Source organism: Pantoea sp. SGAir0215 (assembly GCF_043543215.1).
This window is the reverse complement of record NZ_CP028031.1, coordinates 3,833,492-3,846,237: the sequence shown is the minus strand read 5'-3', so window position 1 is coordinate 3,846,237 and position 12,746 is coordinate 3,833,492. Positions and strand designations below refer to the sequence as shown.

Here is a 12,746-nt window from a genome sequence, read left to right as displayed (position 1 = left end):
CGTGCGCCCTCGGTTTCTTCAGAACGTCAAGACAGAGGTCATCATGGCAATCGAACGTACTTTTTCTATCATCAAGCCAAACGCCGTCGCGAAAAACGTGATCGGTGCTATCTACAACCGTTTTGAAAGCGCAGGCTTCAAAATCGTTGGCGCAAAAATGCTGCAGCTGAGCAAAGAGCAGGCTGAAGGTTTCTACGCAGAGCACCAGGGCAAGCCGTTCTTCGACGGTCTGGTTGAATTCATGACCTCTGGCCCGGTTGTGGTTTCTGTACTGGAAGGCGAAAATGCCGTTCAGCGTCACCGTGACCTGATGGGTGCAACTAACCCAGCCAACGCACTGGCCGGTACACTGCGTGCTGACTATGCTGACAGCTTCACCGAAAACGCTACTCACGGTTCTGACTCTGCAGAGTCTGCAGCCCGTGAAATCGCGTACTTCTTCGGCGAAAACGAAATCTGTCCACGTACCCGTTAATTACTGACGCGTACACGGCTTTACAAAAATCTGCTGACCCGCGGTCACTCGCACCTGTTATCGGGCAGCAGATGTTGTACAATATTGCGCCTTCATTGAGCCAGCTTAGTGAAGGCGTAATTTTTTCTTTTCCCAACCGCGCCATAACGTGTAACAACGAGGCCAGAGAACACTATGTCCGAACAGATTGTGACGCCCGCGTCCACCTCACCGCTTTCCGTTTCGCCCAAAAGCCAAAAAATTAACCTGCTGGATCTTAACCGTCAGCAGATGCGCGAATTCTTTGTGTCCCTGGGTGAAAAACCGTTCCGTGCCGATCAGGTGATGAAGTGGATTTACCACTACTGCTGCGACGATTTCGAGCAGATGACCGACATCAATAAAAAGCTGCGTAACCGCTTAATGGAACTCACCGAAATTCGCGCGCCGGAAGTGGCCGAAGAGATGCGTTCAACGGACGGCACCATTAAGTGGGCTATTCGCGTGGGCGATCAACTGGTGGAAACGGTATATATCCCGGAAGGCGACCGTGCCACGTTGTGCGTGTCCTCCCAGGTGGGCTGTGCACTGGAATGTAAATTCTGCTCAACGGCGCAACAGGGCTTTAACCGCAATCTGCGCGTCTCCGAAATTATCGGCCAGGTCTGGCGTGCGGCAAAAATTGTCGGTGCAGCCAAACTGACCGGCCAGCGTCCTATCACTAACGTCGTGATGATGGGCATGGGCGAACCTCTGCTCAACCTGAATAACGTCGTCCCGGCAATGGAAATCATGCTGGATGACTTCGGTTTCGGTTTATCAAAACGCCGTGTGACGCTGTCGACCTCGGGCGTGGTTCCGGCTCTCGACAAGCTGGGTGACATGATTGACGTGGCGCTGGCTATCTCGCTGCATGCGCCCAATGATAAACTGCGCGATGACATCGTGCCGATTAACAAGAAGTACAACATCGAAACCTTCCTGGCGGCAGTCAAACGCTATATTGGTAAATCCAACGCCAACCAGGGACGTGTCACGATTGAGTATGTGCTGCTGGACCACGTGAACGACAGCACCGATGATGCGCATGAGCTGGCGGCACTGCTCAAAGAAACACCGTGCAAAATTAACCTGATCCCCTGGAACCCCTTCCCGGGCGCACCTTATGGTCGCAGCTCAAACAGCCGCATTGACCGCTTCGCTAAGGTGCTAATGGACTATGGCTTTACCACCATTGTGCGTAAAACCCGCGGGGACGATATTGATGCCGCCTGTGGTCAGCTGGCGGGTGAAGTCATCGACCGCACCAAACGTACCCTGCGTAAGAAGATGGCCGGTGAAGCCATATCTGTGAAGGCGATCTGAAAGGCGGACGAACAGGGTTTCTGATCGGTTACCGGCGTGGCAGGCTGCTGCCCACCACACGGATGACAGGGAGGAAACCTTATGCGCAAAGGAGCAGGCGCGCGATTACTGGCCGTTTTTGTTGTAAGCGGTTGTGTCAGTTCACCGTCGCAACCCGGGGCCGCAGAATTGCGTTTACAGCTGGGTATGCATTACCTTGCCGTAAACGATTACAGTGCGGCGCGCCGTAATTTCCTTCGCGCGCAGGCGGCAGCGCCAAAGGATTATCGGGTGCAGCTGGCCTTTGCCAGGCTCGCTCAGCGTCAAGGGCAAACTTCTGCTGCGCATCTTCATTTTTTACAGGCGCAGCAAATTGCCCCATATAATGGTTACATCGCTAACAATTACGGTGCGTTTCTTTGCACTTTAGGGCAGTATGATGAAGCGCATCAACAGTTTATCCGGGCAAAAGATGCGCAGGAAGGAGACGCCCGCATCGATGCGTACGAACTGTCGGGATATTGTTATCTGCGGGCAGGGGACAGACAATCAGCGCGAGCAGCATTGTCTTATGCGCGTGATGCGGACAGAAGTAAGGGAGAATCGCTGCTGGCTGAAGCTGAAAGAGCGGTCGAACATGACCAATGGGCTAACCTGGCGCTATTGTTAGAGCTTTACCAGCCGCTGCCGGAGACGGCACGCAGCCTGGCGTTACACATACGTTTCGCCGCGCAACAGGGAAATCACGCAGACGTTTCACGTTATGGCGACCAGTTAGCGCGACGTTTTCCGCAATCGATACAGTACCAGCGTTATTTAGCTAATGAATACTGAAGCCACTCAAGAAAATTCTGCAGTTCATTCCACAGGTGCCCGCCTGCGTATCGCCCGTGAGCAAATGGGACTTACGCAGCAAAATGTCGCTGAACGCCTGTGCCTTAAACTTTCTACCGTGCGTGATATTGAAGAAGACAAGTCACCTGCGGATTTAGCCTCTACCTTCCTGCGCGGTTATATTCGTTCCTATGCGCGTCTGGTGCATATTCCTGAAGAGGAACTGCTGCCGATGATGGCAAAACAGACGCCAGTGCGGGCAGCCAAAATCGAACCGATGCAAAGCTTCTCATTGGGTAAACGCCGCAAGAAGCGGGACGGCTGGTTAATGATCTTCACCTGGCTGGTGGTCTTTGTTGTCGTTGGTCTGACGGGGGCCTGGTGGTGGCAAAACCATAAAGCCTCTCAGGATGAACTGGTGTCGATGGCCGACCAAAACGGCAGCAGCGGTGACAACAGCCAGTCGATTCCCTTAGGGCAAAACAGTGGTTCGTCCTCCGCGCCAGCGGATAACAGTACCAGCGTGCCGTTAACCAGTGGAAACAGCGCGGCGAACCCTGCTCCTGCTAACAGCGGCACAGCGGCCAGCACGCCCGCTGAAAACGACAACGCAAATGCAGCCACCTCCTCTTCGGCAGAGAACAATGCCGTGGTTTCACCCAGTCAGGCACCCGTAGAGAACACTACCGCACCGACGTCGTCGAACGCTACGCAGCCCATGCCTGTGGGCGCAGCGGCCGTCAGCGAACCTGCCGCCGATCCGAATGCGGTGGTGATGACTTTCACGGCTGATTGCTGGCTGGAAGTCAGCGATGCGACGGGCAAAAAACTGTTTAGCGGTATTCAGCGCAGTGGCGGTAAACTGAGTCTGTCAGGAACGGCCCCGTATCGTCTGAAAATTGGTGCGCCGGCAGCTGTTCATGTCGAATATCAGAATAAACCCGTTGATTTAAGTCGCTTTATCCGTAATAACCAGGTTGCTCGCCTGACGTTGGGTGCGCAATAACAGCGTAACGCGTGTTCCGGGCAATTGTGGAGAAGAAATATGCATAACCAAGCACCCATTATCCGCCGTAAGTCCAAACGTATTTACGTCGGCCAGGTGCCGATTGGCGATGGTGCGCCCATCGCCGTTCAGTCAATGACGAACACCCGCACCACCGATGTGGCCGCGACGGTCAGTCAGATCAAAGCCCTTGAGCGCGTGGGGGTGGATATCGTTCGCGTGTCGGTGCCCACGATGGATGCCGCCGAAGCGTTTAAACTGATTAAGCAGCAGGTCAATGTCCCGCTGGTCGCCGATATCCATTTTGACTACCGTATCGCGCTGAAAGTGGCGGAGTACGGTGTGGATTGCCTGCGCATCAACCCCGGCAACATTGGTAACAACGAGCGTATCCGCTCTGTTGTCGACTGTGCCCGCGATAAAAATATTCCCATCCGCATCGGGGTTAACGCCGGATCGCTGGAAAAAGATCTGCAGGAAAAATACGGCGAACCTACGCCGCAGGCTCTGCTGGAATCGGCCATGCGTCACGTCGATCATCTGGATCGCCTCAACTTCGATCAGTTTAAAGTCAGCGTAAAAGCCTCGGATGTGTTCCTGGCCGTTGAGTCCTATCGTCTGCTGGCCAAACAAATTGAGCAGCCGCTGCACCTGGGGATCACCGAAGCGGGCGGCGCACGCGCGGGGGCAGTAAAATCCGCCATTGGTCTGGGATTACTGCTTTCAGAAGGCATCGGCGACACACTGCGTATCTCGCTGGCCGCTGACCCGGTAGAAGAAGTCAAAGTGGGCTTTGATATCCTGAAGTCGCTGCGTATCCGTTCACGCGGCATTAACTTCATTGCCTGCCCGACCTGTTCTCGTCAGGAGTTTGACGTGATTGGCACGGTAAACGCGCTGGAGCAGCGACTGGAAGACATTATCACGCCGATGGATGTCTCTATCATTGGCTGTGTGGTGAATGGCCCGGGCGAAGCGACAGTGTCCACGCTGGGCGTGACCGGCAGCAACAAGAAAAGCGGTTTCTACGAAGACGGTGTCCGTCAGCGCGATCGTCTCGACAATGACAATATGATCGATCAACTGGAAGCACGCATTCGCGCCAAAGCGGCGATGCTGGATGAAACCCGTCGTATCGACGTACAGCAACTGGAAAAATAATCCTTTGCGCGTACGGCATGCACGACTTTTTTAGCTGAGCCTGTGCGGTTTCATCCTCATGAGGTATGATGCCGGACAGGTTTTTTTGCATTAAGAGATTTTAACGTGGCGAAGAATATTCAAGCGATTCGCGGGATGAACGATTTTCTGCCTGCGGATACGGCCATCTGGCAACGAGTTGAAGATGTCCTGAAGTCCGTGCTGGCGAGTTATGGTTACAGCGAAATTCGCTTACCTATTGTAGAGCAAACTCCCCTGTTCAAACGTGCAATCGGTGAAGTCACCGATGTGGTTGAAAAAGAGATGTACACCTTTGACGATCGTAATGGCGAAAGCCTGACGCTTCGTCCGGAAGGGACGGCAGGCTGCGTGCGTGCCGGTATCGAACACGGCTTGCTTTACAATCAGGAACAGCGCCTGTGGTACATGGGCCCTATGTTTCGCTACGAGCGTCCGCAAAAAGGGCGCTATCGCCAGTTCCACCAGATTGGTGTGGAAGTCTTTGGCCTGCAGGGGCCGGATATTGATGCCGAGCTGATTATGCTGAACGCCCGCTGGTGGAAAGCGTTAGGTATCGCCGACCATGTGCGCCTTGAACTGAACTCTATCGGTTCACTTGACGCGCGCGCCAGTTACCGCGAGGCGCTGGTTGCCTTTCTGGAACAGCATAAAGAGGCGCTGGACGAGGACTGCAAACGCCGCATGTACAGCAACCCAATGCGCGTGCTTGACAGTAAAAACCCGGATATTCAGACGCTGCTGAACGATGCGCCTCAGCTTGGTGACTTCCTCGATGAAGAATCACGTGCCCACTTCGATGGCCTGCGTGCGCTGTTAGATGATGCCGGTATCGCTTACACGGTGAATCAGCGCCTGGTACGTGGGCTCGATTACTACAACCGCACGGTGATTGAATGGGTCACCGACAGCCTCGGCTCGCAGGGCACCGTGTGCGGCGGCGGACGTTACGATGGCCTGGTCGAACAACTGGGCGGACGTGCGACGCCAGGTGTCGGTTTTGCCATGGGCATGGAGCGTCTGGTGTTGTTAGTGCAGGCGGTGAACCCAGAATTTGAACCCGCGCGTAATGTCGATGTCTATGTTATCGCCTCAGGTCAGGGCGTTCAGTCAGCGGCAATGCAGCTGGCCGAAAAATTGCGTGATCAGCTGCCCGACATGAAGCTGATGACTAACTTCGGCGGCGGGAACTTCAAGAAGCAATTTGCACGCGCAGATAAGTGGGGCGCTCGCGTGGCGCTGGTGCTGGGTGAAGATGAACAGAAAGCCGGCCAGGTCGTGATTAAAGATCTGCGCAATGGCGAACAGCAAACGCTGGCGCAGGCGGATGCTGCGGCTGCACTGCGCACGCTGTTACAGTAAGCGCGTTATGGCACAACCATTGAAAGGAGAGGGATTGCGTGGAAGTGTATAGCAATGAGAACGAACAGGTTGATGCGCTGCGTCGCTTTTTCGCCAACAACGGTAAAGCATTAGCCATTGGTGTGGTTATCGGTATTGCTGCATTAGGTGGCTGGCGTTACTGGTCGAGCCATGAGCAGGACTCTGCTAAAACCGTGTCGGCTGAGTACCAGAAACTCACCAGCGCCATGCAGGTCAGCAAGCCTGAAACGCTGGAAGCCGTTAACACGTTTGCCCGCGAAAACAGCAATACCTATGGTGCCCTGGCGGCGCTGGATCTGGCGAAGCAGTATGTCGACAGCAATCAGCTGGACAAGGCCGAGAGCCTGCTGCAAAACGGATTAAAAGACACCAAAGATGCCAATCTGCAGGCGGTAATTAACCTGCGCCTGGCACGCATTCAACTGCAACAGAATCAGGCTGATGCGGCACTTAAAACCCTTGACGGTGTGAAGGGTGATGGCTGGACAGCCATTGTGGCTGACATCCGCGGCGAAGCGCTGCTGAGCAAAGGCGATAAGCAGGGCGCGCGCGATGCATGGAGCAAAGGCGTCGAATCTGACGCGTCTCCGGCGCTGAAGCAAATGATGCAGATGAAGATGAATAACTTAAGCTAAGCCAGTCAAGAGAGAGCGCATGGAATTACGTAAATACCTGCTGCCGGGGCTGATTTCAGTCACCCTGCTCAGCGGTTGCTCGCTGTTCAGCGGCGAAGAAGATGTAGTGAAAATGGCCCCATTGCCGAAAGTGGAAAACCAGTTCACGCCGAAGACAGTATGGAGTACAGGCGTGGGCGACGGGATTGGCGATTTCTATTCCAACCTGCATCCGACCTGGCAAGACGGCACCGTTTATGCGGCTGACCGCTTTGGTATCGTAAAAGCGCTCGATGCAGCGGATGGCAAAGAAAAATGGAAAGTCGACCTCTCTGAGAAAACCGGCTTCTTCTCTAAAAACCTGTCTGCCATGCTGTCCGGTGGTATTACCGTCAGCGGCGATCGCCTGTATATCGGCAGTGAGCGCGGTCAGGTTTATGCCCTGAACACCAGTGATGGTTCGATTGTATGGCAAGCCAAAGCGGCTGGCGAAGCGCTGTCGCGTCCTGTGGTCAGCGATGGCCTGGTGCTGATTCATACCAGTAACGGTATGTTGCAGGGTCTGGATCAGGCGACCGGGGCGGTGAAGTGGACCGTGAACCTGGACATGCCTGCGCTGTCGCTGCGCGGTGAATCAGCCCCGTCAGTTGCCTTTGGTGGCGCGATTGTGGGTGGCGACAACGGACGCGTCAGCGCCGTGATCATGAATCAGGGCCAGTTGATTTGGCAGCAGCGTATTTCACAGCCGAGCGGGGCGACGGAAATCGACCGCCTGAGCGACGTGGATACCACGCCGATTATTGTAAATGGTGTGGTTTACGCGCTGGCGTACAATGGCAACCTTTCCGCACTGGATCTGCGTTCAGGGCAGATTTTGTGGAAACGTGAAATTGGCGGCGTGAAAGATCTGATTGTCGATGCCGGGCGTATCTACCTGGTGGATCAGGACGATCGTGTGATTGCCCTGAATGCGGATGGCGGTGTCGCTATCTGGCGTCAAAGCGAGCTGCTGCATCGTAATCTGACCTCACCGGTGCTGTATAATGGCTACATCGTCGTCGGTGACGGCGAAGGCTACCTGCACTGGCTGAACACCACGGATGGCCGCTTTGTTGCTCAGCAAAAACTGGACAGCTCGGGCTTCCAGACTGAGCCTGTTGTCGCCAGCGACAAGCTGCTGATTCAGTCGAAAGATGGTGAAGTTTATGCCATTACCCGCTAACGGGTAAGTTGTCAGGCAGGGTTATCCTTCCGGCACAGCGGCTCCTGATTTCATCAGGGGCCGTTTCGTTTTTAGTCAGGCATGGTATCCTTTGCGCCGTAAGCCTGAACTGAACGGCTAAAGCCGTTATAATCACGCCATTCGGGCGAATTAATACATTATTGAGGCATTGTTATGGTACCTGTGGTCGCGCTGGTTGGGCGTCCCAATGTGGGAAAATCTACGCTGTTTAACCGTTTAACTCGCACACGAGATGCGCTGGTAGCGGATTTTCCTGGACTGACTCGCGATCGCAAATATGGTCGCGCCGAAGTGGAAGGGCGCGAATTCATTGTTATCGATACCGGCGGTATTGATGGCACCGAAGACGGTGTTGAAACGCGTATGGCGGAACAGTCGCTGCTGGCGATTGAAGAAGCCGACGTGGTGCTGTTTATGGTGGATGCCCGTGCAGGCATGATGCCCGCCGATCAGCAAATTGCAAAACATCTGCGCGCGCGTCAAAAAGCGACATTCCTGGTCGCGAATAAAACGGACGGGCTCGATCCGGATCAGGCCATTGTGGATTTCTATTCACTGGGTCTGGGGGAGATTTACGCTATCGCCGCGTCCCATGGCCGTGGTGTGACCAGCCTGCTGGAGACGGCGCTGCTGCCGTGGATGGAAAAGGTTGATCCCGTAGAAGTCACCGAAGAAGATGAAAACGAAGCCTACTGGGCCGCGTTAGCCGCAGAAGAGAACGGTGAGGAAGAGGAAGAAGAGGACGATTTCGACCCGACCACACTGCCGATCAAGCTGGCGATTGTCGGACGTCCAAACGTCGGTAAGTCTACGCTGACTAACCGCATTCTGGGTGAAGATCGCGTGGTCGTTTATGACATGCCAGGCACCACGCGCGACAGTATCTACATCCCGATGGAACGTGACGATCGTGAATATGTGCTGATCGATACCGCCGGGGTGCGTAAGCGCGGCAAAATCACCGATACGGTTGAGAAATTCTCGGTCATCAAAACCCTGCAGGCGATTGAAGACGCTAACGTGGTGATGCTGGTGATCGATGCGCGCGCCGGTATTTCCGATCAGGATTTGTCACTGCTCGGCTTTATCCTGAACAGCGGCCGCTCACTGGTGATCGTGGTGAACAAGTGGGATGGTCTGTCGCAGGAAGTGCGTGATGAAGTCAAAGAGACGCTGGACTTCCGTCTGGGCTTCATCGACTTTGCGCGCGTGCACTTTATTTCTGCGCTGCATGGCAGCGGTGTAGGCAACCTGTTTGAATCGGTAACGGAAGCGTACGACTGCTCAACGAAGCGTGTAAACACCTCGCTGCTGACGCGCATCATGAACATGGCGGCAGAAGACCATCAGCCACCGCTGGTGCGTGGTCGCCGCGTTAAGCTGAAGTACGCCCACGCGGGTGGCTATAACCCACCGATTGTGGTGATTCACGGCAACCAGGTGAAAGATTTACCGGACTCCTACAAGCGTTACCTGATGAACTATTTCCGTCGTTCTCTGAACGTAATGGGCACGCCAATCCGCATTCAGTTTAAAGAGGGTGAAAACCCGTATGAAGGCAAGCGTAACCTGTTAACGCCAACGCAACAGCGTAAGCGTAAGCGTCTGATGGCGCACATGAAGAAAAATAAGCGTTAACTAATCGAGGGCCAGATGGCCCTCTTTTTTTGCCCTGGCATTGTGCTTATTTACACAATGGTGAAAAACGCTGCGCCAGAACTGTGGACATTTCGTCCCCGACAGCGGCAAGGTCCACTGCACAGGATGGGATATCCGCTGTCACAGGGCGCCTGTCTGTCCCGATTGTCATCAACCCTTACGTGACTGAGGCGAGGTGACCGATGACGTCTGCCAGCATGCGGGTTTACTTTCCCGATATATATCCTTGCCCCCTTAAAAGCTCAAAACATCACTTTAGTTGTCCGCTGGGCTACTCTCTGGATCGGCGTGGCCTTATCCAGCGTAAAAATTTGTAGCGAAAATGCTATTGCTTAGTAACAAACAGGTTTAAAACTTCACTGCATAACGTACCAGGTGGTACAATTTCGCCGCGTCATGACGGAGTATCGCCTGCTCTGGCTTCCTCCGGAAACATATCATTCATTTCATGGACGCAGGTCTGATTTAATTGGAATTAAAACAACGCTGTCTCATTAACCTGCAACGTTAACCGCGATACGCGCGAAAAGCGGCGGGCGAAAGAGCGGACTTTGTTTATCAGGAGAGTAAGTGTTATGGCTGAAACATCCTCTCGATCCGGTAAAGGATTGAGAATATGGTCTGTGCTGCTCGGGCTGGTGCTACTGGCAACCGGCCTGTTCTTTGCTGTTGGCGGGGGACAACTCGCAACGCTTGGCGGCAGTTGGTATTTCCTGGTTGCGGGCATCGTTATCGTGCTGTCAGCCATTCAGTTTTTCCGGGCAAAATCCTCAGCGGTTGTGCTTTTCCTGCTGGTATTTGTAGGGACTTTAGTCTGGGCGGTGATGGACGCTGGCCTGGTCTTCTGGCCACTGGTTTCTCGCCTGATGGTGCCCGCCGGTTTAATGATTCTGGCCTTCCTTACCTGGCCCGCCTTACGCAAGCGCGAGAATAAACCTTCGCTGGCAAAACTCTCTTATGCGCTGTCTGCCGTCATCGCCGTGGGTATGGTGGCTACATTAGTCCAGATGTTCCAGCCGCATCCAACCGTGGCGGCAACGGGTCCTGAACTGCCGCTGATTCCGGTAGAGAAATCGAAGCAACAGCAAAACTGGGATAACTACGGTAATACCGCTGGCGGCAGCCGTTTTGTCGCGCTCGATCAGATTACCCGTGACAACGTGAAGGATCTGCAGGTTGCCTGGACTTACCGTACGGGCGACATTCCCGAAAGCCCAACCGGTAACGGTGCGGAAGATCAGGAAACGCCGTTGCAGGTCGGTAATACACTTTACCTGTGCACGCCGCACAATAATGTCATCGCCGTCGAAGCTGACAGTGGAAAGCAGATCTGGAAGCGTGAAATCAACGCACAGGCTGAAGTCTGGCCGCGCTGCCGTGGTCTGGCCTATTTCGACGCGACGAAACCGCTGAACCAGCCAACGCAGCCCGGCTCAACGCCAGTACCGGCCGTAACGCTGGCGGCAGGAGACAGCTGTCAGCGCCGTATTCTGATGAATACTATCGATGCGCGCCTGATTGCGATCAACGCCGACAACGGTGAATTCTGTGAAGACTTCGGTAACCATGGCATCGTCGATCTGAAAGCGGGCTTAGGTGATGCGCCGGATCCGCTTTATCAGCTGACTTCAGCCCCAACGCTTGCCGGAACCACGGTGGTCGTGGGCGGCCGCGTGGCGGATAACGTGAAAACCGACATGCCTGGCGGCGTGTTGCGTGGTTTTGATGTGATCACCGGTAAAATGCGCTGGGCGTTTGACCCGGGCAATGTCGATCCTAATGCCATCCTGATGCCTGGCAAGGACTATACGCGCAGTACGCCGAACTCCTGGGCGCCGATGTCGTACGATGCGGCCATGAACACCGTGTTCATTCCTATGGGCAGCTCCTCCGTTGACCTGTGGGGAGCCAATCGTACCGCGCTGGACCATAAATATGGAGCCTCGGTACTCGCGCTGGACGCGACAACCGGTAAAGAGAAGTGGGTTTATCAGACCGTTCATAACGATCTGTGGGACTTTGACCTGCCGATGCAGCCCAGCCTGATCGACTTCCCGATGAAGGATGGCAGCACCAAACCTGCGGTCGTCATCGGCGGTAAAACCGGCATGATTTTTGTGCTGGATCGTCTGACCGGTAAGCCGCTCACCAAGGTTGAAGAGCTGCCGATGCCGCAGGGTGACATCCCGAACGAGCAATATACAAAAACCCAGCCGCATTCGACCGGTATGCCGATGATTGGTAATCAGACGCTGAAAGAGTCGGATATGTGGGGCGCAACCCCGTTCGATCAGCTGGCCTGCCGTATCGCGTTTAAGTCAATGCGCTACAACGGCCTGTTTACCGTACCTGGCACTGATAAGTCGCTGAGTTTCCCGGGTTCACTGGGCGGGATGAACTGGGGCAGTATGTCCACCGATCCGAATAACAACCTGTTGTTTGTTAACGACATGCGTTTAGGATTGTGGGTACAGATGATCCCGGTTGATACCAGCAAAATTTCACGCGGCAGCAACGGGGGGGAAGCCATCAATACCGGTATGGGCGCGGTTCCGTTGAAAGGCACGCCTTATGCCGTGAACAAAAACCGTTTTATGTCACCGTTGGGTATTCCTTGTCAGGCGCCACCGTTTGGTACCCTGTCTGCGATTGACATGAAAACCCAGAAAATCGTCTGGCAGGTGCCGGTAGGTACGGTAGAAGATACCGGTCCGTTCGGCATCAAAATGCGCGCGAAAATGCCTATTGGCATGCCGACGCTGGGCGGTACGCTGGCGACGCAGGGTGGACTGGTGTTTATTGCCGGTACTCAGGACTACTACCTGCGCGCGTTCGATAGCGCCACCGGTAAAGAAGTCTGGAAAGCCCGTTTACCTGTCGGCAGTCAGGGTGGACCGATGAGTTATGTCTCACCGAAAACCGGTAAACAGTACATCGTGATTTCCGCCGGCGGCGCACGCCAGTCGCCGGATCGTGGTGACTATGTGATTGCTTATGCGCTGCCAGACAGCAAATAAGCGACGATAAAAC

The 12,746-nt window shown here is 54.6% G+C and carries 10 protein-coding genes; all 10 read left to right on the top strand.

Going from position 1 to position 12,746, the window contains the following annotated elements:
- Positions 1–43: 43 nt before the first annotated feature.
- The 10 genes from ndk to C1N64_RS17895 all read left to right on the top strand — a co-directional run bounded on the left by ndk (position 44) and on the right by C1N64_RS17895 (position 12,733).
- On the top strand, positions 44–475 hold the full coding sequence (gene ndk, locus C1N64_RS17940) for a nucleoside-diphosphate kinase (RefSeq protein WP_003848684.1): 432 nt from the start codon (positions 44–46) through the stop codon (positions 473–475).
- Positions 476–649: 174 nt separating this feature from the next.
- Positions 650–1,819, top strand: a complete 1,170-nt coding sequence (locus tag C1N64_RS17935; protein WP_033740892.1) for a bifunctional tRNA (adenosine(37)-C2)-methyltransferase TrmG/ribosomal RNA large subunit methyltransferase RlmN — start codon at positions 650–652, stop codon at positions 1,817–1,819.
- Between the two features lie 81 nt (positions 1,820–1,900).
- Complete coding sequence (pilW, locus tag C1N64_RS17930; protein WP_033740890.1) at positions 1,901–2,632, top strand: type IV pilus biogenesis/stability protein PilW; 732 nt, start codon at positions 1,901–1,903, stop codon at positions 2,630–2,632.
- On the top strand, positions 2,622–3,638 hold the full coding sequence (gene rodZ / locus C1N64_RS17925) for a cytoskeleton protein RodZ (RefSeq protein ID WP_039339986.1): 1,017 nt from the start codon (positions 2,622–2,624) through the stop codon (positions 3,636–3,638). Before pilW ends, rodZ begins: the two co-directional genes overlap by 11 nt.
- A 39-nt stretch (positions 3,639–3,677) precedes the next feature.
- Complete coding sequence (gene ispG / locus C1N64_RS17920; RefSeq protein WP_033740886.1) at positions 3,678–4,799, top strand: flavodoxin-dependent (E)-4-hydroxy-3-methylbut-2-enyl-diphosphate synthase; 1,122 nt, start codon at positions 3,678–3,680, stop codon at positions 4,797–4,799.
- Between the two features lie 105 nt (positions 4,800–4,904).
- A complete protein-coding gene (hisS, locus tag C1N64_RS17915; RefSeq protein WP_006120624.1) occupies positions 4,905–6,179 on the top strand; it encodes a histidine--tRNA ligase in 1,275 nt (424 codons plus the stop codon).
- 38 nt (positions 6,180–6,217) lie between these two features.
- Positions 6,218–6,835 (top strand): YfgM family protein, encoded by a 618-nt coding sequence (locus tag C1N64_RS17910; protein ID WP_006120623.1) that lies wholly within the window; start codon positions 6,218–6,220, stop codon positions 6,833–6,835.
- A gap of 19 nt (positions 6,836–6,854) precedes the next feature.
- The gene (bamB, locus tag C1N64_RS17905; RefSeq protein WP_006120622.1) at positions 6,855–8,036 is read left to right on the top strand and encodes an outer membrane protein assembly factor BamB; all 1,182 of its coding nucleotides are present in this window, start codon (positions 6,855–6,857) and stop codon (positions 8,034–8,036) included.
- Positions 8,037–8,210: 174 nt separating this feature from the next.
- Positions 8,211–9,695, top strand: a complete 1,485-nt coding sequence (gene der / locus C1N64_RS17900) for a ribosome biogenesis GTPase Der (protein WP_006120621.1) — start codon at positions 8,211–8,213, stop codon at positions 9,693–9,695.
- 596 nt (positions 9,696–10,291) lie between these two features.
- A complete protein-coding gene (locus tag C1N64_RS17895; protein WP_033740882.1) occupies positions 10,292–12,733 on the top strand; it encodes a glucose/quinate/shikimate family membrane-bound PQQ-dependent dehydrogenase in 2,442 nt (813 codons plus the stop codon).
- Positions 12,734–12,746 lie beyond the last annotated feature (13 nt).